Annotated in this window: 22 protein-coding genes and 1 tRNA gene; 13 read left to right on the top strand and 10 right to left on the bottom strand. The window is 45.7% G+C overall.

Going from position 1 to position 22,892, the window contains the following annotated elements:
* Window positions 1-21: 21 nt before the first annotated feature.
* Entirely contained in the window at window positions 22-543 is a 522-nt protein-coding gene (gene purE / locus OSC7112_RS21055; protein ID WP_015177803.1) for a 5-(carboxyamino)imidazole ribonucleotide mutase, read from the bottom strand.
* 235 nt (window positions 544-778) lie between these two features.
* Here purE and nagA point away from each other — a divergent pair, with 235 nt between their 5' ends.
* Both nagA and bchM read left to right on the top strand, forming a co-directional pair.
* Complete coding sequence (gene nagA, locus OSC7112_RS21050; protein WP_015177802.1) at window positions 779-2,008, top strand: N-acetylglucosamine-6-phosphate deacetylase; 1,230 nt, start codon at window positions 779-781, stop codon at window positions 2,006-2,008.
* Window positions 2,009-2,216: 208 nt separating this feature from the next.
* Window positions 2,217-2,903: a magnesium protoporphyrin IX methyltransferase gene (gene bchM / locus OSC7112_RS21045; RefSeq protein ID WP_015177801.1), complete on the top strand. Its 687-nt coding sequence runs from the start codon at window positions 2,217-2,219 to the stop codon at window positions 2,901-2,903.
* Between the two features lie 467 nt (window positions 2,904-3,370).
* Here the strand turns inward: bchM and OSC7112_RS21035 are convergent, their stop codons facing one another.
* Both OSC7112_RS21035 and OSC7112_RS40040 read right to left on the bottom strand, forming a co-directional pair.
* Window positions 3,371-5,659, bottom strand: a complete 2,289-nt coding sequence (locus tag OSC7112_RS21035) for a tetratricopeptide repeat protein (protein WP_015177800.1) — start codon at window positions 5,657-5,659, stop codon at window positions 3,371-3,373.
* 280 nt (window positions 5,660-5,939) lie between these two features.
* Complete coding sequence (locus tag OSC7112_RS40040; protein ID WP_190274245.1) at window positions 5,940-6,113, bottom strand: hypothetical protein; 174 nt, start codon at window positions 6,111-6,113, stop codon at window positions 5,940-5,942.
* Between the two features lie 52 nt (window positions 6,114-6,165).
* Between OSC7112_RS40040 and OSC7112_RS21025 the strand changes: the two genes are divergently transcribed.
* The 6 genes from OSC7112_RS21025 (at window position 6,166) to OSC7112_RS21010 (ending at window position 10,846) form a co-directional block, all read left to right on the top strand.
* Window positions 6,166-6,483 carry a hypothetical protein gene (locus OSC7112_RS21025; protein WP_015177799.1) on the top strand — a complete coding sequence of 106 codons (318 nt, stop codon included), beginning with the start codon at window positions 6,166-6,168 and terminating at the stop codon, window positions 6,481-6,483.
* Window positions 6,465-6,629, top strand: coding sequence for a hypothetical protein (locus tag OSC7112_RS40035; RefSeq protein WP_015177798.1), 165 nt, complete (start codon window positions 6,465-6,467; stop codon window positions 6,627-6,629). The genes OSC7112_RS21025 and OSC7112_RS40035 overlap by 19 nt, the downstream gene beginning before the upstream one ends.
* 321 nt (window positions 6,630-6,950) lie before the next feature.
* Window positions 6,951-8,336 carry a CAP domain-containing protein gene (locus OSC7112_RS21020; protein WP_015177797.1) on the top strand — a complete coding sequence of 462 codons (1,386 nt, stop codon included), beginning with the start codon at window positions 6,951-6,953 and terminating at the stop codon, window positions 8,334-8,336.
* Window positions 8,337-8,432: 96 nt separating this feature from the next.
* Window positions 8,433-10,469, top strand: a complete 2,037-nt coding sequence (locus OSC7112_RS37205) for a Calx-beta domain-containing protein (RefSeq protein ID WP_015177796.1) — start codon at window positions 8,433-8,435, stop codon at window positions 10,467-10,469.
* 6 nt (window positions 10,470-10,475) lie between these two features.
* Window positions 10,476-10,616 carry a hypothetical protein gene (locus OSC7112_RS40030; protein WP_190274244.1) on the top strand — a complete coding sequence of 47 codons (141 nt, stop codon included), beginning with the start codon at window positions 10,476-10,478 and terminating at the stop codon, window positions 10,614-10,616.
* A gap of 17 nt (window positions 10,617-10,633) precedes the next feature.
* Window positions 10,634-10,846: a hypothetical protein gene (locus tag OSC7112_RS21010; protein ID WP_015177795.1), complete on the top strand. Its 213-nt coding sequence runs from the start codon at window positions 10,634-10,636 to the stop codon at window positions 10,844-10,846.
* Here the strand turns inward: OSC7112_RS21010 and OSC7112_RS21005 are convergent.
* On the bottom strand, window positions 10,843-11,049 hold the full coding sequence (locus tag OSC7112_RS21005) for a hypothetical protein (protein ID WP_015177794.1): 207 nt from the start codon (window positions 11,047-11,049) through the stop codon (window positions 10,843-10,845). The genes OSC7112_RS21010 and OSC7112_RS21005 overlap by 4 nt on opposite strands.
* A 348-nt stretch (window positions 11,050-11,397) precedes the next feature.
* A complete protein-coding gene (locus tag OSC7112_RS20995) occupies window positions 11,398-11,643 on the bottom strand; it encodes a hypothetical protein (protein ID WP_015177792.1) in 246 nt (81 codons plus the stop codon).
* 165 nt (window positions 11,644-11,808) lie between these two features.
* Between OSC7112_RS20995 and OSC7112_RS20990 the strand changes: the two genes are divergently transcribed.
* Window positions 11,809-12,201 (top strand): DUF423 domain-containing protein, encoded by a 393-nt coding sequence (locus OSC7112_RS20990; RefSeq protein WP_015177791.1) that lies wholly within the window; start codon window positions 11,809-11,811, stop codon window positions 12,199-12,201.
* Window positions 12,202-12,242: 41 nt separating this feature from the next.
* Here the strand turns inward: OSC7112_RS20990 and OSC7112_RS20985 are convergent, their stop codons facing one another.
* Window positions 12,243-13,340: a bilin-binding protein gene (locus OSC7112_RS20985; RefSeq protein WP_015177790.1), complete on the bottom strand. Its 1,098-nt coding sequence runs from the start codon at window positions 13,338-13,340 to the stop codon at window positions 12,243-12,245.
* Between the two features lie 844 nt (window positions 13,341-14,184).
* Here OSC7112_RS20985 and OSC7112_RS20980 point away from each other — a divergent pair.
* Both OSC7112_RS20980 and OSC7112_RS20975 read left to right on the top strand, forming a co-directional pair.
* Window positions 14,185-15,618 carry a phosphoglucomutase/phosphomannomutase family protein gene (locus OSC7112_RS20980; RefSeq protein ID WP_015177789.1) on the top strand — a complete coding sequence of 478 codons (1,434 nt, stop codon included), beginning with the start codon at window positions 14,185-14,187 and terminating at the stop codon, window positions 15,616-15,618.
* A gap of 369 nt (window positions 15,619-15,987) precedes the next feature.
* Window positions 15,988-16,263: a LapA family protein gene (locus OSC7112_RS20975; protein WP_015177788.1), complete on the top strand. Its 276-nt coding sequence runs from the start codon at window positions 15,988-15,990 to the stop codon at window positions 16,261-16,263.
* Between the two features lie 16 nt (window positions 16,264-16,279).
* Here OSC7112_RS20975 and OSC7112_RS40025 read toward each other — a convergent pair whose 3' ends face one another.
* The 3 genes from OSC7112_RS40025 to OSC7112_RS20960 form a co-directional block, all read right to left on the bottom strand.
* Window positions 16,280-17,323 carry a helix-turn-helix domain-containing protein gene (locus tag OSC7112_RS40025; protein WP_015177787.1) on the bottom strand — a complete coding sequence of 348 codons (1,044 nt, stop codon included), beginning with the start codon at window positions 17,321-17,323 and terminating at the stop codon, window positions 16,280-16,282.
* A 154-nt stretch (window positions 17,324-17,477) separates the two neighbouring features.
* A complete protein-coding gene (locus OSC7112_RS20965; RefSeq protein WP_015177786.1) occupies window positions 17,478-18,533 on the bottom strand; it encodes a hypothetical protein in 1,056 nt (351 codons plus the stop codon).
* Window positions 18,534-19,092: 559 nt separating this feature from the next.
* Complete coding sequence (locus OSC7112_RS20960; RefSeq protein ID WP_015177785.1) at window positions 19,093-19,767, bottom strand: Npun_F0813 family protein; 675 nt, start codon at window positions 19,765-19,767, stop codon at window positions 19,093-19,095.
* 941 nt (window positions 19,768-20,708) lie between these two features.
* On the opposite strand from OSC7112_RS20960, the gene OSC7112_RS20955 reads away from it, so the two are divergent.
* A tRNA-Arg gene (locus tag OSC7112_RS20955) sits at window positions 20,709-20,782 on the top strand.
* Between the two features lie 39 nt (window positions 20,783-20,821).
* Here OSC7112_RS20955 and OSC7112_RS40020 read toward each other — a convergent pair.
* Window positions 20,822-20,986, bottom strand: coding sequence for a hypothetical protein (locus tag OSC7112_RS40020; RefSeq protein WP_190274243.1), 165 nt, complete (start codon window positions 20,984-20,986; stop codon window positions 20,822-20,824).
* Between the two features lie 122 nt (window positions 20,987-21,108).
* On the opposite strand from OSC7112_RS40020, the gene OSC7112_RS20950 reads away from it, so the two are divergent.
* Entirely contained in the window at window positions 21,109-22,737 is a 1,629-nt protein-coding gene (locus OSC7112_RS20950) for a site-2 protease family protein (RefSeq protein ID WP_015177784.1), read from the top strand.
* Window positions 22,738-22,892: the final 155 nt, after the last annotated feature.

Genomic DNA, 22,892 nt, shown 5'->3' with positions numbered 1-22,892 from the left:
TTTACTACAAAAGTTTAGAGATTATTTGTTCAGATTGAGATAGTTTTGATAGCCTAGCTCTTCTAATTGATTTTGTTTTTTCATTACTGATTCGGACAAAGTTTTGCGGTAATGCAGGACTCGCTCTAGCAATTCTGGCTGATGAGCTGCCAGTATCTGAACTGCCAGCAAGCCAGCATTCTTAGCGTTGCCGATCCCCACTGTTGCTACGGGTATCCCGGCTGGCATTTGCACGATCGAGTACAGCGAATCTACCCCTTGCAGGTGGCGGCTCGGTACAGGCACGCCAATTACTGGCAAGGGCGTTAAAGATGCTACCATACCGGGGAGGTGCGCCGCTCCCCCGGCACCTGCGATAATGACTTTCAAGCCTCGTTGGTGAGCGGTTTGGGCGTATTCCACCATGCGCGAGGGGGTGCGGTGCGCCGAGACGATCGCCACGGAGCAAGGTATATTGAATTCTTCGCAAACTGCGATCGCATCCTTCATAGTTGGCAAATCCGAATCGCTACCCATGATAATTCCAACTGTCGCTTGGTGCATAAAATTTTCCGATTTGAGATTTCAGATAAATGCTAATTTTATAATGATTGCGTTAACTCAAATTTAGATATTTTGTACCAAAACTGACCCTTAAAAGCAATTTTGCCACCAGCCCCCGTCTGAGCAGCCCTGCAGCCAGCAAAAAGCAAAAAGCTCCCCCTCCTCATCGCCAGCCACCGGATCGATCCGTAGCGAATCTTAAATCTTAAATCTAAAATCTAAAATCTAAAATCGGATGACTGAAGCCACAACCCCAACTGCCACCCCCACAGATATTCTCAATGCTCGCCTCCCCGGTTGCAAGGATTTGCAGATGCTTGCTGTTGACGAAACGGGAATCATTCAAGAAGTTTTGCCGATGGACGCGGTATTTAAACGGATTTGTCCTCCCGATTTGCAAGTGCTTGATGTAGCAGGCAATTGGCTGTCTCTGGGCGGTGTTGACTTGCAGATTAACGGGGCTCTCGGTTTTGCTTTTCCCGATTTAGAAAGCAAGCATATGGAAATTTTGCCGAAAATTTGTCAATTTTTGTGGAATCAGGGAGTGGATGCTTTTTTGCCGACTTTGGTGACAACTTCGGTGGATAAGTTTAGGCGATCGCTCTCGACTATAGCTGATTATATCCGAACTGTACAAACCGCTGCTCCCGCAACAATTAATCCCAAAACAGCGGAAATTCTCGGCGTTCACCTCGAAGGCCCTTTTCTCAACCCCCAGAAGCGAGGCGCTCACCCAGTTGAGTTTTTGTTACCGCTAACTATAGAAAATGTCAAGCAAGTTTTAGGAGATTGTGCCGATATTGTCAAAATAATTACTTTAGCGCCGGAGTTAGACAGCACTGGCGAAGTCATTTCCTATTTGCAAAGTTTGGGAATTTCCGTCAGTCTCGGACACTCCCAAGCGACGGCAGAGCAAGCCCAACAAGCATTTGCCCGGGGAGCTTCAATGGTAACTCACGCTTTTAATGCGATGCCGAGTTTGCACCACAGAGAACCGGGTTTGTTGGGAGCGGCGATTGTTTATCCGGGCGTAAAATGCGGTTTAATTGCTGACGGGCAGCACGTTTCTCCGACAATGATTGATTTTTTGCTACGCGCTGGTAGGTATCAAAAAGGCGTTTTTTTAGTGAGCGATGCTTTGGCTCCTTTGGGTTTGCCTGACGGTGTTTATCCTTGGGATTCCCGACAAATTGAAGTCAGAAAAGGTACAGCTTGGGTAAGATTAGATTACCACTCGCCCCTGGAATCTGCTACTTTGGCGGGTACAACTCTGCCGCTGTTGGCGGGAGTGCAGAATTTGGTGGAGTGGGGAATTTGCGATGCCGAAAGTGCGATCGCCCTGGCAACTGAATCTCCAAGAAAGGCGATCGGAATTTCGGGAATTATTGGCAAATCGGCAAGTCAATTGTTGCGCTGGAATTTAAATGCGGCGACAAAGCAATTGACTTGGTATCGACTCTTTTAACCTGTTATACCATTTTAGATTAAAGAATTGAAGAAGTGGGAAGGTGCGAACTGGTATTAGCCGCTCGATTTGAGATTTTAGATGTGCCCTTTTAATCTAAAATCTCAAATCGCAAATCTAAAATCGGTTGTTGCAAGTTGCACATTTTCCGAACCGGATTGCTATATAATATCTAACCGTTGGCAATCACTCAGCAGCAGGCAGACTAATGAATTTTGTAGACGACAAGACTATAGTTAGACAGTATTTTAACTCGACCGGATTCGATCGCTGGCAGCGAATTTACGGCGAGGGCCAAGTCAATAAAGTTCAGCTAGACATCCGCACCGGGCACCAGAAAACGGTGGATACAGTCATCGAATGGCTGCAAGCTGACGGCAATTTGCCCGGGCTTTGCGTCTGCGATGCTGGCTGCGGTGTGGGATCTCTGAGCATTCCTCTGGCTGACGCTGGGGCAATTGTTTGCGCTAGCGATATCTCTGAAAAGATGGTAGCAGAAGCCTACGATCGAGCGACAGCAGTTCCCGGCAAGCTCTACAACATCTCCTTCGCCGCCCAAGATTTGGAAGCTTTAACCGGCAAATTCCACACAGTGATTTGTTTGGATGTGCTAATCCACTATCCTCAAGATAAGGCTGCAAAAATGATCGCTCACCTAAGTTCGATCGCCGAATCGCGACTAATTCTTAGTTTTGCACCCAAAACTTTAGCACTCACCGCCCTCAAAAAAATTGGTGAACTGTTCCCCGGCCCGAGCAAAACTACCCGCGCTTACCAGCACCGCGAAGCTGATATTATCAAAATCTTAGAAAACAACGGTTTTGTGATTAACAGAACAGCGATGACTAGCACTAGCTTTTACTATTCTCGCTTGGTGGAAGCTGTGCGGAAATAGGTTAAAAATCTCTGCCAATTCTGAGGTCAGTTTACATCATTTATTGGCGCAGTGGGGCAGGTTTATACAATTTGTTGGTGGGTGTCAAAAATTTCCACCAACCCGCCCCTACATGGTAAAGTCCCGGACAAATTTGTAGGGGCGGGTTCACCGATCGATTGGGCCGCCCACAGATAATCTTAATAAACCCGCCCCCACCCAACCGACAACCCCGATCGACCATTCTCGCCCCACAGTTAAATTCAATGAATTCTTAATTTACGGGTGGGGTGGGGGCGGGTTTTTATAATTTGTCGATGGGTGTCATATATTTCGGTAAACCCGCCCCTACAGCGATGGTTAAATGTTGGATAAAATTCCTGGTAAAGTATTGAATAAAATCTGTAGGGGCGGGTTCACCGATCGATTTGGCAACCCACCCATAATTTCGATCGACCCGCCCCCCAACCCGAAAATTCAATTAATCCTTAAATATTGAAACAAGCTTGAACTTTATTCGCTAGTTTAGGCGTTTTCATTTGATTAAATATTTTAATAGCTTGCTGCCAGTGATTCTGAGCTATTTCTAATTCTCCCAAATCCCGGTAAGTCAAGCCGATGTAATAATTGCTAATACCTAATTCGTACTTAGCACCAATTTTAGTATAAAATTCAATAGCTTGGTTTTGATATTTCAAAGAAGCTGAAAAATCATTGCTTTCTCGAAAAACATCGCCCAAAATGTACCAGGCACGGGCGATGTCTGATGTAAAGTTGCAATTTTGGGCGATCGCCACAACTTGCCCTAAAGTTTGCTTAGCTTGTTCGTACTCGCCAATATGTTTTTGAGCTAAACCAGCCATATTCAAATCCCAGCAAGCTTGCCAAGGCGGAACGCTTTCTAAAGGTTGTTGCAAGTGTCTTGTAGTTTCTTTCAATGCTGCCTTCGCCTCACTCGCTTGTCCTAAATAAGAGTGCAAAAGAGCAACTTCGCAGTAACAACTATTTAGCCGAGATTGAATTGCAGGAGATACTGGAGACAAAGCTAAATTAAGTTTTGCCTGATAAATAGCTAATCCTAACTCGTATTCACCAGCAGCAATATAGCACAGACCCATATCACTATAGGAGTTAAATTCTGTCCATTTATCGCCCTCACGCTTAGCAGCCAATTGAGCTTGGCGGTGATATTCTAAAGCTACCTCAAAACCATCCGCTAGCAAATAGGCGTGACAGTCGCCGATGCAGCGATACAGACTTGCTTCCCGGTTAGGCGAAACTCGATTTACCAGTTTTTCTGCTAATTCTAAAGTTTGGCTGATGTATCCCCACGATAAAAAATATAGAAACAATTCTTCTGGTAAAATAGCTATGGCAGGGCGGCACAAGACATCCCACGCTGAATCATAATCTTCAATTTCTCGGAAATGATAGTAAGCTTCTAAAACTTGCAAACCTAACTGAGGGGATTGAATGTGTTCTACACTGGTAAACCAATGTTGCGCGATCGCCCTTTGAGTTTGTTCCCATTCGCTGCTATTCTGTAACTGATTCAAACCCTGCGCCCGAATTGCTGGGTGCATTCGGTATTTACCCCGATAGGATTGTAGCAAAGAAGAGTCGCACAGCCGCCAGATGATTTTTAATTGTTCTGTTGGGTTTACATCCCACAGCAAAGCCTTGACGCAAGTATCGGGCAACCACTCTATTTCTTGATACCGACAAGCTGCCAAACGACACAGCAATCGATAAGCTTGAATCGAGTGTCCGCTCAGGCGATTTAACTGATGGTTAACAAGAAATGAAAATGAATCTAACTGCTTGAGTTCCTGACTGTTTTGTTGCCAAGCCTCGGCGATATTGCCTTCATAATAATTTTGAATGTATTTATAAATCAGATCCATGCTGTAAGCATTGCCTTGATAAAGCGCGTGCATTTCTTGCAGAGATTGTAAATCTTCTGAAGTTTTGGGATATTCAAAATATTGTTCCCATGCTTCTGGACTCAAGCCTTTTAAAATGAGAGTTTGAACGCCTCTGATGTCTGGTTCTTTTAAATTTTCTCTACTGGTAATCAGGGTGACTCCTCCTGTAATTCTTGGATCGCTGAGTACCCGCAGCAATTCTACATAATTGCGGTACTCAGGTAAAAACATACCGTTACGTAAGGCAGACTCTAAGTTATCTATAAAAATTGCGACTTTGAATTGACGCAGCTTTTTTTCTAGCAAGCTTAAACTAAGGCTAAAATCTCTGGGTGCATCTTCCTGAAAATCTTGTTGCAGCCAAGTCTGAACAAATGAATCGGCACTCCGCAAGTCTTCTGGAGTGTAGGCAATTTTCATATCTAAGATTTTTTCAAATTGGCAACTTGCTAAATATTGCAGTGCTAAGGTGGTTTTGCCGATGCCGCCTTCTCCTACTATTATCAAAATTTTGAAATTTTCTGATGTCCATTTTTGGAGTTTGGCAATATCTGAAGTCCGTTCTACCCAGCGATAATTTAATGGTTGTGGTTCTCCAGGTGGCGCTGGGATTAGTTCGGGCCTGAATTGAAAAAATAATGCCTGCAAATCAGACCAGCTAGAGCGCTTGTCGTTTCCTAAACCAAAGGCTTGATATGCTGTTGTCAAATGTTGGCGTACAGTTGCTTCTGATTTAATTGCGAGAATTTTGGCGATTTGTTTGTTGGGTGTTCCAGCTAGTTTTTGCTGCAAAACTTGCTTGCATTTGTTGCCTAAATTGTTGTAAATGGTGGTAAATTCTGCTTGATTCATGGGTAGTTTGCCTGTGGAAGTGCGATCGCGCGTGGCAGCGCCATGTCAGAAGTTGGTGACCGAGAATTTCAAAGGTGGTACAAGCCCCCGTCTCGATCCGTGGAATCAATCGAAAGCATCCCAAATCTCAAATCCTCAAGCCCCCGTCTCGATCCGTGGGGTCAATTCTTCAATCATCCAATCTCAAATCTCAAATCTAAAATCGATTGACTGCACAATTGTGAGTTTTGAATGTTTATTGATTTTACACTGAGTTACGGGTTAAAAAGTTATTCAATAATTAAATTTTTGCAAACACCATTTTGGAGGTAAGAAGTATGGAGTTTCTGGCGGATGGAGATTGTGCGGATGCAACGCTGCTAATTGTTGTGCGATGCTGTGCGTCATCGCCTGCGACACTGGGATCGATCGTGTAAACGATTGTTACAAAAGCTGGAACTATGCGTAAAAACATAGGGCTATTTCCGCAATCTATATAGAGGCCCAAATGTAGGGAGTCAGAAGCTATGAGGTTTGTATCAGAGAATGCAGGAGGCGATCGCGCCGATCGATCGGGCGACAGCAAAGCGAAGTCTAATCAGAAGGTGGAAACAGATATGTCATCAGCGCCAGAAAGCAAAGAGAATCCGATTAATCAGGTTTTGGATCGAGTTGAGAAGATTTTGTGTGAAACTTGGGCAGAAACAGGGTTTGGACAGGTGACTATTGAGAGTGAGAAGGCGGAAAAGGGTAAAGGTAAAATTCACGTGACTGTGAAGGGTTCTACTTTTTATCGGTATCACATTTCTGAGGAAGATGTTAAGGAGTGGAATTCAAAGCCGTAGGTGCGATCGGTTGGGTGGGGGCTGGTTTTTATAATTTGTCGATCGCTCTCAAAGATTTAGGCGAACGCGCCCATACAGGTCTGGTAAAATATTCCTATAAATTTGTAGGGGCGGGTTCACTGATGATTTTCGTCACCCACAGATAAACTTTATAAACCCGCCCCCACCCCACCATGAAACTTACTAAAAAAAGATAACTGGAGTATTGACAGGTTAAATTAAATCGTGTAGATTATTTTTTATAGACGGAAAGTACACCCACAAGCATCTATCCTGTACGGCTTCAATGGTCGGCAGTATCGTTTTTTCAAGCATCGTAATTTCAAACAATTGAATATTTGCAGTCCGAGACGGGTGTGATGTTCGCGGGGCTGGGGAAGTGGTGATGACGCATTATGTGCGATCGACCCTTCTCTGGCCCCTTGTTTTTTGGCAAACAAATTGACTTGACAATTTGGAGGTTAAATATGGATCGTTTAGATGGAACAACGCTAAATGACCAACTAATTTGGTCTAATCCTGAACCCGTAGAAATTTACGGCTATGCTGGCGATGACACGCAAGTAGGCGATGCGGGAAACGATCTGATTGTTGGCGGTTCTGGAAATGACAGTTTATTGGGAGATCCGGGAAACGATGTTATCTATGGTGGTCGGGATAGCGACTCTATGTATGGCGGAGTGGGTGCAGATCAACTGTTTGGCGGCAAAGGAGATGATTATTTAGTTGCCGGCTTTGACACAGATACGCTGACAGGGGGTGGAGGTAGTGATACTTTTGGTTTGATAGGCGAGGGCGTAGCTATTATTACCGACTTTAATGCTGCTTCTGATTTCCTCCGACTGGTAGATAACCTGACTGGTTCTCGCGTTTTAGTTGCTCGTAATGACAGCAATAGTGTCGGAGTTTACGTTAGCAGCAATGGCGGTTCTTCTTTTGATAAAGTCTTGGCATTGTTGACCAATTTTACTGGGGATGTTGGGAGTGTTTCAGCGAAAATTATCGGTGGAAATGTGACAATAAGTCCCACTCCGACTCCTACTCCTACTCCCATTCCTACCCCTCCGACCTCTGATAACTGGCTAGATCGGGTAAATTATTTTCGTAACCTCGCCAACTTACCACCTGTGACTAACAATTCTGCATGGACGCAAGGGGAAATAGAACACTCACGTTATATGGTTAAAAATGATCAGTTCACTCATTTTCAAGACCGTAATAACCCTTGGTATACGCCAGCAGGATCTGAAGCGGGTCAAAACAGCAATGTGACAGGTTGGTCAACAACTCAGACACGAGACGTGGATTTTATAGATGCATGGATGACCGGCCCTTTTCATGCGTTAGGAATTATCAACCCCAAACTAACGCAAGTTGCTTACGGTACCTATCGCGAAGCCGATGGGGGAATTGAAACAGGGGCAACTTTGGATGTTATTCGGGGAATCAATTCTAATTCTTCACCCCAATACCCTGTTATGTGGCCTGCAAGTGGCAAGACGGTTCCCTTAAGACAATATGGCGGAAATGAATATCCCGAGCCGTTAACAGGCTTTCCAGGATACACGGCTCCTACGGGCTTACCTATTTATTTACAATTGGGTTCTGGGAACGTCACGCCTCGAGTCACTTCTCACTCATTAACGCAGGGAAATATACCCATAGAACACGGTGTTTTTGATGAAACAACCTACAGCAATCCCGATCCATCTGCTCAACAATTGGCACGCAGTATCTTGGATTCACGCGATGCAATTGTAATGATACCCCGCAACCCATTAATACCTGGAAATTATACTGCTTCCATTACATCAAGCGGTCAGAACTATACCTGGTCATTTAATGTTGTCTGATGCCCTGTATTTGAACCAGCGCTCGCCATTGCTAAAAATAGGCGCTCGCCATTTCTCCAGTTAGTTTTTTTGGCAAACCAAATAGGTAGGAAAATTATGACTGTCAAACGACAAGGGATTTATTTAATCGGAGAAGATACAGCCGAAAACATTGCACTCGAAGCCGGACAACTTCAGGATATCCCTGGAGGATTGGCAACTCGCAAAGGCAATGATACAGTCAGCGGTTCCTCTGATGATGAAGTTGTATATGGTGGCAAAGGAAATGATGAAATTGAGGGCGGAGGTGGCAATGATTCCCTTCGCGGCGACAAAGATGAAGATACTGTTATCGGAGGAGATGGAGATGATTGCTTGTGCGGCGGTCAAGGCAATGATTCAATTGTCGGCGGTAGCGGCAATGATAGTTTGCACGGCGATCTGGGTATCGATACTCTAACAGGTGGCAGTGGCAATGACACATTTTTCCTAGTGCTAGATGATGAGAGTATTGATTACATTACCGATTATCAAAATGGAGGCGATCGCATTGCTAGCGACAATGGCATTTTGAATTTTGATAACTACACTTTTAGTGCGGGTACGGGTGCTAATGGTGCTAGTAGTGCCGACACGGTGATGATAGATAAAAGTACCAATCGGGCGATCGCTGTTTTGCTGAATGTTTCTAGCAGCACGTTTGCAGCTAGTCCGACACCGACACCAGCGCCAACACCAACTCCAACACCAACACCAACACCAGCCCCAACACCAACACCAACTCCAGCCCCAACACCAACACCAGCCCCAACACCAACTCCAGCCCCAACTCCGACTCCGGTGACGACTCCAACTCCAGCCCCAACACCAACTCCAGCCCCAACTCCGACTCCGGTGACGACTCCAACTCCGGTGACAACGCCAACTCCGGTGACGACTCCAACTCCGGTGACGACTCCAACTCCGGTGACGACTCCAACTCCGGTGACGACTCCAACTCCGGTGACAACGCCAACTCCGGTGACAACGCCAACTCCGGTGACAACGCCAACTCCGGTGACAACGCCAACTCCGGTGACGACTCCAACTCCGGTGACAACGCCAACTCCGGTGACAACACCGACTCCTGTGACAAATACAGGCACTATTGCATTCAGTGCTGCTAATTATCGAGTTGATGAGCCAATCGGATTAGAGAAAGGAGGCCAATTTATCAGACCATCTAAAGTCACTCTTCTCCGCACTGGTGGCAGTCAAGGACAAATAAGCGTCACACTCACACCCACTGATGGCACAGCTAAAGCTCCTGGTGACTACACCAACACTCCCATACAAATCGCATTTGCCAACGGAGAAACTGAAAAAACTGTCTCAATTCCTGTACTCATAGATGATTTGTTAGAAACTGATGAAACTGTCAACTTAAACCTCAGCAATCCCACTGGCGGTGCAACTATCGGAACGTTGCCTGCTACTCTGACAATCGCTACTGCCGTACAAGGAGACAGCCAAAACAATATCATGGCTGGAGTTGGAACTGGTCAAATTGTAGTTGATAAACCTGTAGCTTTAGATGGTCAGGCAGGCGATGATTCTTTGGAAGCTGGTTCTGGCAATGATGCTTTATATGGTGGCGATGGCAGTGACATTTTAGTCGGTATGCGCGGTAGCGATAGCCTTTTTGGGGAAAACGGCAATGATGTACTTTATGGCTTCAGGTATTACGATCTTGCCGGTCTTGCAGGAGTTGGCGAAGTCGATACTCTTGTTGGTGGAGCCGGTGCAGATTTATTCGTCATAACTTATCGAGAAGTTGGAGGGCTTAACACAGGCTATGACAATTTAGATAACAGCCTTGATAATGAGGATTACGCTCTAATTACAGACCTCAACATCGGTGAAGGGGATTTAATCCAGCTATTTCGGCCTGGTCAAGGTTTAGTGCTAGGTATTGATTATCGACTGGCACCATCTCCTGTTGGAAAACCAGCAGGTACAGGCATCTATGTTGTGGAAAATGGCGTTGACAATTTAGTTGCAATTGTGAAAGACCTTACTATAGGTGGCGGTTTATTGAATAAAAATGCTCCGCCTCCTGCTGGTATCACTTACGACCAAAATAACCCTGTTCCCAATTTTACGCTTACCAGTTAGTAATTTTTGACAAACAAGACTATTGCGATTTGGGCGATCGCCATTGGTACGGGCAATCCCCCTGTGGTTGTCCGTTCTGCTTTTGCGATCGCGACGGGAGCGAAATCTCCAGAAAGAACCGAACAAATTCCGGTAACTCATTTATAAAATTTAGCGAGTATCTGATGCGTCAAACTTTAGTTTTTCTGGCTATAACCACATTTCAAGTAACACAAATATCAGTAGCTTTAGCTCAAAACAGTTCAGCATTTGAGCAGAGAATGATTTCAGAAATTAACCGAGCTAGAGAGAATCCTCCAGCTTATGCTGATTGGCTGCAAAGAGTCAAACAAACATACGATCCTGCTACCAAATCGCTTTTCTTTATCTTGTCTTAAACACTGGCATAATGTTTAGCGATTAATTCTCTAACTAACGGTAATAACTCCAAAGGAACTTGAACAAACGCTTGCTCTTTACTATCAAACGCTGCTTCATCTTCTGCTACCGCTTCATCTTCTAACTGTCGATCGTAATGTTCGATCGTTTGGCGCACTTGTTTTTCATCCCAACCCAAGGGAAATTGATTTTGTGTTGCCATATTTACCTACCACGTTGTCGGCGTTTATAAGCACTCAAAGGTTTACCTGTTAACTCATACGCTGTTATAACAAAAGCGCTATACGACTCTGGTTCAGGAACGTAAACGATCTTAAGATAACGACCATCTATAGTTTGACCAATAGCTACCCGCGTACCTTCACGCCCCAACGATCCTCACCTGGCTTTCTCATTATATCCTCAACTTCTACCTCATTGACTCCATGTTCATAAATATGAGGTAAATCAGTTTCAGGATCGATATAAAAGCGCAAATTCATACACTAATTATTTTTGTTAAACAGAGGAGCCAAAATCTAAGATAGCATAAAAAATTGCTTAGGACGGTTTATGGACATGAAGCTGCTATAACTTTCGCGTTAATTAAGGTAAAAATCCGATCCAGTTCTAGTAAACTTGCTAGTTCTACAACCTCTTCTGAAGTTAAAAGATTAGCCTTTTTCCTCTCTGCCAGTTCTTCTAATCTAGCTTGCAGATTTTCCGTAAATTTGAATAAGTAAAGATTTCTAACTTTCTGAATCGAAATTTCACTATCAATCCAGTAGGAAGGTTGTACCATAAGTTCAGCTATCATGGTGATTTAATTACTAAATTGCTACATGAATAGTCTTAATTTTATCATAAAAACGAGCGCCATTTCATCCATCCACATTTATCAGCGGTAAAAAAAGAGCGATTGCTTTATCGACAATCCCCACCCAACGGTAAAATTAAATTAAATTAAATTAATCATTAAATTATGTCATCACTAATCTTAACGCGAATCTTCATGGCAACCGCAGCCGTATTCGGAGGCTTATCCGTTGCCGGCGGTGCTTTCGCCTCCCACGCTTTAAAAAGTCAATTGACCGATCGAGCTTTAGCAATTTTTGAGACTGGCGCTCGATATCAAATGTACCATGCCCTGGCTCTATTACTTGTCGCTTTACTCTTGAGCACCGCCCAAGAGTCTCAAACCTTTTTTGCAGTCGCTGGATGGGCTTTTATTGCCGGCACGATCGTCTTTTCAGGCAGTTTGTACGCCCTGAGTTTGACTGACATCAAATGGCTGGGTGCAATTACGCCACTGGGGGGAGTTGCTTTTATTGTGGGTTGGGGATGTTTGGCAGTTGCAGCTTGGAGTTTTAAATAGGCTATTGGTAAAATTAGAGGCAATTACCAATTACCAATTACTTAATTATCAAACACATTGCTGGAAAACATCTCTGTCACAGTACGCAAGTAAGGTAAAAATACCGTTAAATCTTCATCGGGAAGCCGATCGGATATTTCCCAAAACAAAATCAGCAGCATATCCTGCACTAACTCCCAACTTACATGAAGTTTGGGGTACAACATCACGCAAATTGGAAACAATTCTTGCTGTACCGGGCGAATGCTACCTTCCAAAACGCACCAGCACAAATAGCTTTGAAAAATCTCGACATCCCGGATGCCAGAAATTTTTACCTCCCGATCGCTCAAATAACCGCTGTTGCTGCAGTATCCTTGATGCTGGGAACTAGCCCGATCGTACACTGCACTAGCAATCTGAGTCGTATGCTGCAACAAATGCTGAACGGCCAATACATCTCTTGAATTCGGGGGCTGATTCGCCGCAGCCTGGTTAATCTCTCCGTAGGGAATGTGCAGGTAGTCCTCTATAACTTTTAAGTATGGTGTAAATTCCGATCGCTCTGACTCCGAAAGACATCCTAACAAGATTTTGCTAGTGTATTGAAACTCCACCGCCACAAATCCCAGCATTAACGGATCGGTCTCTGAGTATTTCCGCCTCACTTGGATAATATCTTTTCCTACCAGCACTGACAAGCGGAAAACAGGTTCTCTATCCCCGTAAGCGTCTATTGCTTTCCGATATAAAGTGCTAGTGTCGGCAGCAATTTCTAAAGGATTAATTAAGCTCGGAGCGATCGCGTACCGATCTATTTGTTCCCCTAAAACAGCTTCTACTCTACTCCAAGCTATCTCGCTGGCTAATTTCAGGGTATGTTTCAATTTGTCAACTATTTTGGCTCGATTTCCCTCAAAATTAGTCAACTTTGGGCTTGGGGGAATTTGTCGTAGCGGGGCTTGGTTTTCTCGTGCCGCCACTGTAGTGTAATATTTTTTTGCCCAGCTAACTGCTAAGGAAGAAACGTTGACGCCTTTAGCGTCTGGGAGTTTGTAAATTTCCGATCTGCTAATACCTTGCGCCGCCAAACTGTCGCCCTGTGGAAGTTCGCCTGCTGCTCGTAAATACTTTGAAGATATTTGTGAAATACCCGTCATGACAAACCTGGTTTTTTTTTTATTCGCACCCGATTCACTCCCTTAATAACGTTGCTAACTACAATTTTCTGCATTTGTACGCTGACAGTCATCTGCCTTTGTGCTTAGAACTAAAGGCTATTTTCCTCGACTGCCTGCATCTTTATATCATCTATACGTTAATAAGGTTATTTATTGTGTTTTAGAACACAGTCATCCTGTGAGCCGCCACCCAATTTTTTTTACCAGTAAAACCATCTGAAAATAAATTTAATTTGTCTTACAAGTTCAGACTTAAAGTCAATTGTGTCTGAAAAAAAATGAGCTTTGAAATATTTTATCTTTGTTTTAAATCGCTGTTGTCGATCGCCCTAGTTTCTCAAAGAACCTATGCTAAAGCACCAGCGAGCGGTGATTTGGATTGATTTATTTCCGTTTTTAAACGAAAAATTTATTTTTAGCCTTGCGGTTGTTCGGAAACCGTCACAAATAAAACAAGCTGCTTTTATAAAAAATTAAATTTAAGATTAGAATAAAATTGATGTGCCTTTGGTTAATGCCATTGCCATTGCGGTTTTTTAGATTTTCCAATAGCCCGCAATTGATAGGCGTTTATTGAAGCGTTTATTCGATAGCCAAACCACCTTTCAAAACCGGAATTTAGATAGGCTGGCCCGAGCGCTCTTCAACACTATCAACTCCGGCTGCTTCGAGTCATCCTCCTGCAGAGAGAGCTTGCCCCCATAGGGATAAGATGGGGTTGATTGGGCCCCGCGGGCGATCGCTCCTGACAAACAGCACGACCAGTACGTCTTTAAGGCTATGGCTTCGGGTAGGATTAATAGGACGAGAGGAAGTGGATAAAATGAGCGCCAGCAGCAATTCAACAGAAATCAAGTTCGGAACCGACGGGTGGCGGGGACTGATTGCCCGTGACTTTACTTTTGCCAACGTGCGAAAAGTAACCAGGGCGATCGCCAGCTACCTAGAAACCGCTTACACCAAAGACCGCCCAGTTCTAGTCTCCTACGATACCCGCTTTCTGGCAGACGAGTTCGCCCGCACGGCGGCTGAAGTATTGGCAGATTTGGGATGGACTGTGAAAGTGGTCGATCGAGATTGCCCCACACCAGTCATCGCTTACAGCGCCAAGCATCTCAACTCCGCAGGAGCTCTGATGTTCACGGCTTCCCACAATCCCGCACCTTACTGCGGCATTAAATACATCCCCGACTACGCCGGCCCGGCAACCCCGGAAATTACCGATACTATTGTGGCAAATATTGCTGGTGCTTCTGATGCGCCAGCCAAAGGCAGTCACAACGATAAAATTTCGACTTTTGACCCGAAACCCGAATATCTGAAGTTTCTTTATACTTTGATAGATGTGGAGCGGATTCGCTCTGCTAAGTTGAAGGTGAAGTACGATGCCCTTTATTCGACTTCTCGCGGCTATCTCGACGGTGTTTTGGAACACTGCGGCTGCGATGTCGAAAGTTTTCACACCTACCGCGACGTGCTGTTTGGCGGCGGAATGCCCGAGCCCAAGGGCGAACAGTTAGTCGAGTTGGTGGAAGCTGTTAAGAAGGATGCGGCGGATTTGGGTTTAGCTACCGATGGCGACAGCGATCGTTTTGGTATTGTTGACGAGTTGGGAAATGTCTTGACTCCAAATACTGTACTGTTGCTGCTGGCGCGTCACTTGGTGAAGAATAAAGGCTTGACTGGGGCGATCGTCCGTACAGTCGCAACTACTCACTTGCTAGACAATTTAGCCGCCAAGTACGGTTTAACAATCTACGAAACCGCAGTCGGTTTTAAATACATCGGCGAAAAAATGCGGGAAACTGCGGTGCTCATCGGTGGCGAAGAGTCTGGCGGTTTGAGCGTTTTGGGTCACATCCCCGAAAAAGACGGGATTTTGGCTGATATGCTAGTTGCTGAGGCGATCGCTTATGAAGGCAAACCGCTTTCTCAGTTAGTCGAAGAAGCCATTAAAGAAGCCGACGGCCCCCTTTACAACAAACGCTTGGACTTGCACCTAGAAGAAGCCCACAAAGCAGCCGTTTTGGAATCTTTTACCAAGAATCCCCCCACAGAAGTAGCAGGTATCGGCGTTAAGGAAATCGGCCGCAAAGACGGGATTAAACTTTATCTTGAAGACGGTGGCTGGGTACTGCTGCGGCCTTCGGGAACCGAACCATTGATGCGCGTTTACATGGAAACCAATTCTGTGGAAAAAGAAAGCCAAGTTGCCCAACACATGGAAAAGGTAATTTCTCAGTTAGAACCTGTTTAAATTTCTACCTATTCCAACGGGGGTTTTTCCCCTAGCGCTTGGGATTGTGAGGTGCGCCGAAGCGCACCTTACGTATTTTTGATAACTCTTGCAAAGCCTCTGAACATCAATCACCGATATTGGTCAGCGATTTATATATTTGCAATACATTGGGATTTGTTAAAGTTTGGGATTTGTAAATTTATCTATTTATTTTTAATTTTTAGTTAATTTAAAAAATTCGTAAATCTTTTCCGAATCTACTTGACTTTTATCCGGATAATCTTGTATATTATTAAATAATGGGGTGTTTGCAAAAATAAAAAAATTACATAGATTTCGATTATAAAATAAGTATATAAGTTAAATTATTAACCTGTCAACACGTTTATGAAAACAATTCCTCTGCTCGCCATTAGTTTTTTAGTAGCAATTTTAGCAAGCGCGATCGGCATTATCTCAGTGCAGAACGCCGCCCCAGTGTCCTTAAACTTTATCTTCTTTAAATCGATACAAATACCTGTAGGAGTAGTATTGGCCATGAGCATTAGTGCAGGACTCATTGGCGGTGCGCTGCTGCAACCTCTGTGGAACCTTTCAGATTCCCAAAACTCGCGTCCTAAATTTCAGACAAATTCAGAAGACTCTAACACCGCAGAATATTAACTTAATTGCTGAATCCTTAGATGGAATACACTTGGCCGTCAATCAGCAGCCGAGTAATTCCTTTGGCTAGCAAGTAAGGCGCGGCTTTTTGCAGCAGCCTGCCGTCAGGAATTTTGAAAACCCTTTGATTGCGAGTAGCAAATCGGCGGGCCACTCGGTGATTGTCAAACACTGCCAGGGTTTTCTCGCGAATTTCCGCAGGCGGAATTTGACCCAGTTCGCCAAAAGCTTTTAGAGGTCTGGTGATTAACTCCGCTGCCCGATCGACCACCAAATAACAAATTTTGGGTACAGATGCTTCGCTTAAAGGCAAAACTTGAATCAGTCCTGTACCCCGAAGCTCGTAAGCGTTGCCCTCGAAGAGGATCGACTCGCCCGACGACGAAATCGATCCCAGCATACCGCCTTCAAACAGAGAGTCTTCATCCTCTAAATCTTCGTCGAAGTCGTCATCTAAATCGTCCTCATCATCCTCATCATCCTCATCATCCTCATCATCCTCATCATCCTCATCATCCTCGTCGTCCTCGAAGTCGCTAAAGTCTTCACCTGCCAGCAGCCCGGATGCTGGCAGCATTGCCTTTCGTTCACCAGTCACAACAGCGCGGTGGCTGCGACCGGCAAGATTGGCTGCTTGGGCTTCTGGCACATCAGAAACATCCAAATCCGACTCTACATTCCCTCGAATTTTGAGTTCTGCAACTGGTTCAGGGACCGATCCAGAACGCTTTCGGATCGTCGGTCTCGAATTTGAGGCTGACTGCTGGACGGGGACTGACTCCGACAGGGGGACACCTACAGGAGCGATTTCGCCATCTGCCGACGGCTCAGTAGTCGCCTCTGTCGGTTCAGAAACACTGGTGCGATCGGGCAAACGCTTTTGTTTTTGCTGCACTAAAAATTCGTATTCCGGCTCCGACAAAGCCCCCTGAATGATGCGCCTCACAGTCGAACTGCTCACTCCGTAGCGCTTTGCCAGAGTGATAGTATTCTCGTTTGACTGTCGGTACAGCCTGATGAGTTCGCGTTTGTCTGAATCGGAGAGTTTTGTAGGCGTCATGCCAAGTTTTCCAGCAAAAAGACGTGAAAAGACGCAGGATAGCAGTCAGCGAACTGTGATTTTTCATCTTCGATTTCAAGCTCAGAGATGCCGACAAGGGCAAAAAAGCTTTCGCCTCCCCATCGCTTGCCAAAGCAACTCGAATCTCAAATCGCTACGCTGCGCGACGACTGCGCCTGCTCTGGCGAGAACGGGTTGAGATGTCATGTTCCAAGATAGCTCCTATTCCGAACAGGATGGCGCTGAAAACAAAAAAGACTTCCAGCAAACTGCCGCTTTGATAACTACCCTGAGCCTGAGTATCGCGCCATTTAAAGTACATATCCGCGATGTAAAGCGAAAAAGTTGCAGCCGCAATCATTCTCCAAGATTGGGAAAAACGTCCTCCCCAAAACGCCAGCAGCAATGCCGTAGCAATAATCAGCAGAAAAACGTCCCCGACGATGTAAAACAAATTGATTGCATTTTTGTAAGGCGACAGTTGCTTGTCCAGTGCCATCACCCATCCGGGAGCTTTGATTTCTGCTTCTTCTGCTTCGGGTGCGGATGCAGCATCAGTTGCAGCAGCTTTTGGCTGTATCTTGGACGAATTGTCCAAAGCAGGCGCTCTTCCTGCTGCAACTGATGCTGGTGCAGATTCTGTCACTACTTCCTGAGTGCCTGCCGGAGCCATTCCTAGCTGGGTTCTCCAAGAGTCAGGTGCAGCCACCCAGATAGCTACAGCAATCCCGAAGGCTGCAATTCCCGCTAACAAAGCCCACTGCCAAATTTCTAGATTCAGCCGCTTGGAAGTCACAGCTACAACCATGCCCCCGATCAGGACCACATAGCTGCCCAGATAAAACGCATCTGCAGGAGACACGTCGGGATCTAACTCGAAATAGAGTTCCCAAATCCCGAACAGCACGCCACCTAGGAAATAAAACAGCATCCCCAGACCTATGCCCAGCCAGACGTTGCGCCCGCTGACCATGTGCGGGCTTTGCCAGTTTCTAAAACAGACTAAAGCCGCTCCGAAGTATGCTCCGCATTCAAAAATATAAGTGCCGATCGAGTACCACAGAGGTAAACCCTCTTCTGCTGAGAGGGGGACGCTGAACAGCAAAAAGAACAGCAGCGCCATGACAGCCCAGACAATGCCCGCAATCACTAGGGTCTGAGCTGACAGTAAAGATGAAGATGTAGATGACTTTTCTGAAGTGCTACTCATAGGGATTCCACGAGACCTAACTAGCGGTTGAACGCACCCCATCTCAATCTTTGATTGGAGATGAGGATTCTTTCGCCAAAAAACCTTAAAAAACCTCTATCTGACGCTTCCGGAATAACTGGCGTCCTCAGTGTGTCGTCGAGACTTTTGCCCTCGTACACTATAGAAAGACTAAGCAAGAATAATATCTATTTACTAATTCAATAAATTAGTCGTTAGTCGATCTTGTACCCGGAAATACAATGATAGACATACGGTAGATGTCTGCACCGTTAAGGTTTTTACAGTACCCAATCTATCTCTGAAATTATACCCTCAAAGGTTGAGGTATCTGTTTTTTTGCTTTCCTGCTCCCCTACTCATATCAATGATTCTGGGTGGGGACTGGGATCGAAACTTAGTTAAATTGCCAGACCATAGGTGGCATCCAAACCGAATCAACAATTTGGTTGGTCAATACAAGTTGGCAATCCAACCTGTATATCGCGTACCCCCTACAGTGCAATTATCTAAGCTCCATTATCGGGACCCAATTGTCTGAGCAATTGTCACAGATTTTCTATCCTGCGATCCACAACTTGTTGAGGGCTGATTGTTTCAGCCAATCTAGAAACTGAGTCCGATCCGGTGCTGGCATATCTTGCAGCACATCGCTCACTCCCTCCGCGAAGTCTGTATTGCCAAAATATGATTTACCCAAACGGTGGACTTCTTGCAATAAGGTCTTGAGATGCTGCTCTTGCCAAGGAGGCACCTTGTGATTTTGCAAGGGACTAACGGTTAGCCAGTTTTTTATCGCATCAGGGGAGTCTGCCTGGGGGAAGTTTCCCTGCTGAAATACCTTGGCGATATCTTTCTGAAACGATGTGGCTTGCCTTGCGCCTAAGAGGTCTTCTACATCGAAGTAAACAGCTTGGAGCAGCAGCAGACAAGCTTGCGCGAACAGCGGTGCTTTGGCTGCTTCATTCCCTGCCGGTTCTTCACCGGCAAGCTGATCTAAACGGACTTTTCCCCAGACGCTATATCTATCCGGCTCTTCTAGCAGAACACAGGCTTTGCCTCGGTTGTCGGTTAAGTCCCGCCACAAGGCTCTGGCGTCTTCTGCTTGCTTGCCGTTGAAGGCGCTGATCAGGCGAAAAGTCTGCCCCTGATAATTGAGAATGGGAATTTGTTGATCCCGTTTTGGGTGTTGAAAATTGGTTATTTCAACATCCTGCCGTTTCAGAATAAACATGACACTGCGATTTGACTCCTGTCATGGCCGAGGTGCTGTGCTTTTGACACTCCCCATGCCTAAAGGCGAGGGGATTCTTGATTCAGCGAGTCCACTTAAATTAGCAGGATTGCTCCCGATCACCCAGAGATGGTTCTCTCCTCAAGCGTTCCGATACTTTTTTGCTAACAAATGCTAACAAATATCTAAGTTGAGATTGTCTCTCAGCCTTGGCTTATAAATCAATGCACGAAGGAAAATCCCCCGCGCACAATTTACTACTGCTGTACTGGCAACGCTTGATTTTCGCGCTCGTGCCGAGCGGGCGATTGACTGTTTTGCTTTGATGCCGTAGAGGAAGCTTATATAGAGGCTCCTTACCATCAGGGATTTTCACCTGAGTCTTTCAATCCTAGTTCTACCACATTTTTATCAAATATCAAGTCGAGCATAATGTTAGCCAACATAACTCCATGTCAGCAAATTAGTCATTCTGACTCAACTCATACCTCAAATCAGGGGACGCTCTCTGGTTTTGCGGTAATGCGGTCAGCGTTTTAGGCTTTGTCACTAGCGGATGTTAACATAACCAACAGACTTCAAGGAAAAAGCACCTGTGGCTCTTGTCCTGTCTGAGCTCCGTCTTAATTTGGGGAGATATCCGATCGCCCAAATAGTTGGGTTTCACCTCGACCTCTAAATACTTTACCCGAGTTCACGTCCTACCGAGTTTTGATTGTAAATTTACCTTTGTGCTGTTTGCCGGTGAGTCCCTCCAGCTTTTGTCAGATACAGTCTTGGAGGCCCAGGCACTCTCATCATCTTGGTTTTTTTTCCCGATCCCTCGCACTGCACCCCATATTTTTGTACATCGAAGCGGTTTCTGCGTAAGTCATCACATAATTTACTTGCTCGATCGCACACTGCACCGATACAATAATCTTGTTAGCGATTTTTGAGTTGGGTGCGTAACTCAGTTGGATAGAGTAGCTGCCTTCTAAGCAGCGAGCCGCAGGTTCAAGTCCTGCCGTACCCGTTAACTAAACCTAATAGCATCAATGCTTTGAGCCGTTCTTCACCCCGTCAGGAGAGAGCTGCTCAAACCTTGTTTGTTTCGCGTTTGTTTCGCCCAACAAATGCACAACACCGCCTGCCAAACCCAGACCAATCTTCCTGCTTCTGGGCGATCGACACTGCTACCCTTTTGAGTATATGTTTGCCACAGCCAATGTGGTATCATAAAAGGTTTATTGTGTCAATAGCCGAGATCCTGCGATGTTCAAACAGCACCAGCAGGTTGTGGGCCGAGTAGCCCTCAGAGGTTATCCTTAGTAATCAGGCTAGTTTCCGACAGGTTTGGATATGTTCCCAACAACTCTATTTCACGTTCCCCAAAATGTAATGCTATTACTCGACCGCAGCGCGATCGACCGATTAAAGCCCCTATTGGCGCAAGCAACCGGAATGCCTGTAGTTGCATCGGAAAATACGGCAACAATTGCGCTCGTATTGGTTGCTCTGGGAATTCTGGGTTGGGGATTTTATCGCGCTAGACCTTTTGGCAAACTGGGAATTTTGGCTTGGTTGCAGTCTGTTGCGCTGATGAGTCCCTGGCTGCTGTTCTTTGGTTTGTTCGCCGCCGGAATTTACCTCAATCTAGTGGCGGTATTGTTGCTGCTGGTGGCATCCACGGGATTGTACATTTATCTGGGCCGGCAATTGCGTAAGGCTGCATCTGATACAGTGCTGCCGCGGCCCGATGCTGCTGAGGTAAAGTCGCAAAGCGATGCTTTCTCTGCCCCTGAGTCGCAGCGACCACCAGCCCCAGAAACCGTTAAGATCGTCACCTCGTCGCCTGCGAATAATGAATCAGAAATAATTCCCGTTCCAGTGGAAGACCTCAAGGCAATTAAAGGCATCTTTGGAATTGATACTTTCTTTGCCACAGAAACGATTCCCTATCAAGATGGGGTAATCTTGAAAGGCAATCTCCGAGGAGACCCAGAACAAGTACACTCGCGTTTGACGGCAAGTTTGGAAGAAAGATTAAACGATCGCTACCGTCTATTTTTAGTAGAAAATCAGGACGACAAGCCCGTAGTTATTATCTTGCCCAGCACCAACGACCCCCAGCCAACTACCGTATATCAAAAAATCCTAGCAGTCGTGCTGCTGCTGGCAACAATTGCTACTAGCTTAGAGACAGGCGGTTTGCTGCTGGGTTTCGATTTCTTTAACTCGCCGGCTAGATATCTAGAAGTTTTGCCAATTGCAGCCGGAATTTGGGCGGTTTTAGGCTCTGGGGAAATTGCTCGCCGAGTGCTGGCAAATCGGTACAAGGTTGGCTTGAGTTGGCCGTTTTTTATACCAACTTTGCAGATAGGTTGTTTTGGAGCGCTCGACCGTTTTGAGTCGCTGCTGCCCAACCGTAAAGTTTTGTTTGACATCGCTTTTGCCGGATCGGCGGCTGGGGGAATAGTTTCTGTGCTAATGCTGGTAACGGGTTTGCTGCTGTCTCACCCCGGCAGTTTGTTTCAAATTCCCGCAGAATTTTTCAAGGGCTCGGTTTTGGTGGGAACTTTGGCAAAAGTGGTTTTGGGTTCGGCTTTGCAGCAGCAGATTGTTGACGTTCACCCGCTGGTTGTGATCGGTTGGTTGGGCTTGGTAATAACGGCGATTAATTTGATGCCGGCGGGACAATTGGACGGGGGTAGAATCGTGCAAGCCATCTACGGTCGGAAAATAGCCAGTCGCACTACTTTGGCGACTTTTGTGGTGCTGGCCATCGTTTCTTTAGTTAATCCTTTGGCTCTGTATTGGGCGATCGTGATTCTGATTTTACAGCGGAATCTGGAGCGGCCGAGCCTCAACGAGCTGACTGAGCCTGACGACGCTCGCGCGGCTTTGGGTTTGCTAGCTTTGTTCTTGATGATTGCTGCGCTGTTGCCGTTGACTCCGGCTTTGGCTGGCCGTCTGGGAATCGGGAACTAGCAATAGTCGGGCATTTTTGGTAATAGGCTCTTGGGTTGCGGTAAATTAGTGGAATATAGGAATTGAGCGATCGAACTGCGAACTGAAGGGCGATCGGGTTCCTAACTACTAATTTCCAATTAAGACCCGCGCCCAGGGCAATTTATCTACTACCA

The sequence above is a fragment of the Oscillatoria nigro-viridis PCC 7112 genome, assembly GCF_000317475.1.
Lineage (GTDB): Bacteria > Cyanobacteriota > Cyanobacteriia > Cyanobacteriales > Microcoleaceae > Microcoleus > Microcoleus nigroviridis.
The sequence above is the reverse complement of the archived record's forward strand: the minus strand, read 5'-3'. Positions and strand labels throughout refer to the sequence as shown.

Coding starts and splice junctions, on each gene's coding strand:
- OSC7112_RS20975 (WP_015177788.1), top strand. CDS start 15,988: ATGAAAACAATTCCTCTGCTCGCCATTAGTTTTTTAGTAGCAATTTTA.
- purE (WP_015177803.1), bottom strand. CDS start 543: ATGCACCAAGCGACAGTTGGAATTATCATGGGTAGCGATTCGGATTTG.
- OSC7112_RS21005 (WP_015177794.1), bottom strand. CDS start 11,049: ATGGCAACACAAAATCAATTTCCCTTGGGTTGGGATGAAAAACAAGTG.
- OSC7112_RS20965 (WP_015177786.1), bottom strand. CDS start 18,533: ATGAGTAGCACTTCAGAAAAGTCATCTACATCTTCATCTTTACTGTCA.
- OSC7112_RS20960 (WP_015177785.1), bottom strand. CDS start 19,767: ATGTTTATTCTGAAACGGCAGGATGTTGAAATAACCAATTTTCAACAC.
- OSC7112_RS40025 (WP_015177787.1), bottom strand. CDS start 17,323: ATGACGCCTACAAAACTCTCCGATTCAGACAAACGCGAACTCATCAGG.
- OSC7112_RS40020 (WP_190274243.1), bottom strand. CDS start 20,986: ATGATACCACATTGGCTGTGGCAAACATATACTCAAAAGGGTAGCAGT.
- OSC7112_RS20980 (WP_015177789.1), top strand. CDS start 14,185: ATGAGCGCCAGCAGCAATTCAACAGAAATCAAGTTCGGAACCGACGGG.
- bchM (WP_015177801.1), top strand. CDS start 2,217: ATGAATTTTGTAGACGACAAGACTATAGTTAGACAGTATTTTAACTCG.
- nagA (WP_015177802.1), top strand. CDS start 779: ATGACTGAAGCCACAACCCCAACTGCCACCCCCACAGATATTCTCAAT.
- OSC7112_RS21025 (WP_015177799.1), top strand. CDS start 6,166: ATGAGGTTTGTATCAGAGAATGCAGGAGGCGATCGCGCCGATCGATCG.
- OSC7112_RS21010 (WP_015177795.1), top strand. CDS start 10,634: ATGCGTCAAACTTTAGTTTTTCTGGCTATAACCACATTTCAAGTAACA.
- OSC7112_RS40040 (WP_190274245.1), bottom strand. CDS start 6,113: ATGTTTTTACGCATAGTTCCAGCTTTTGTAACAATCGTTTACACGATC.
- OSC7112_RS37205 (WP_015177796.1), top strand. CDS start 8,433: ATGACTGTCAAACGACAAGGGATTTATTTAATCGGAGAAGATACAGCC.
- OSC7112_RS21035 (WP_015177800.1), bottom strand. CDS start 5,659: ATGAATCAAGCAGAATTTACCACCATTTACAACAATTTAGGCAACAAA.
- OSC7112_RS20985 (WP_015177790.1), bottom strand. CDS start 13,340: ATGACGGGTATTTCACAAATATCTTCAAAGTATTTACGAGCAGCAGGC.
- OSC7112_RS20990 (WP_015177791.1), top strand. CDS start 11,809: ATGTCATCACTAATCTTAACGCGAATCTTCATGGCAACCGCAGCCGTA.
- OSC7112_RS20950 (WP_015177784.1), top strand. CDS start 21,109: ATGTTCCCAACAACTCTATTTCACGTTCCCCAAAATGTAATGCTATTA.
- OSC7112_RS20995 (WP_015177792.1), bottom strand. CDS start 11,643: ATGATAGCTGAACTTATGGTACAACCTTCCTACTGGATTGATAGTGAA.
- OSC7112_RS21020 (WP_015177797.1), top strand. CDS start 6,951: ATGGATCGTTTAGATGGAACAACGCTAAATGACCAACTAATTTGGTCT.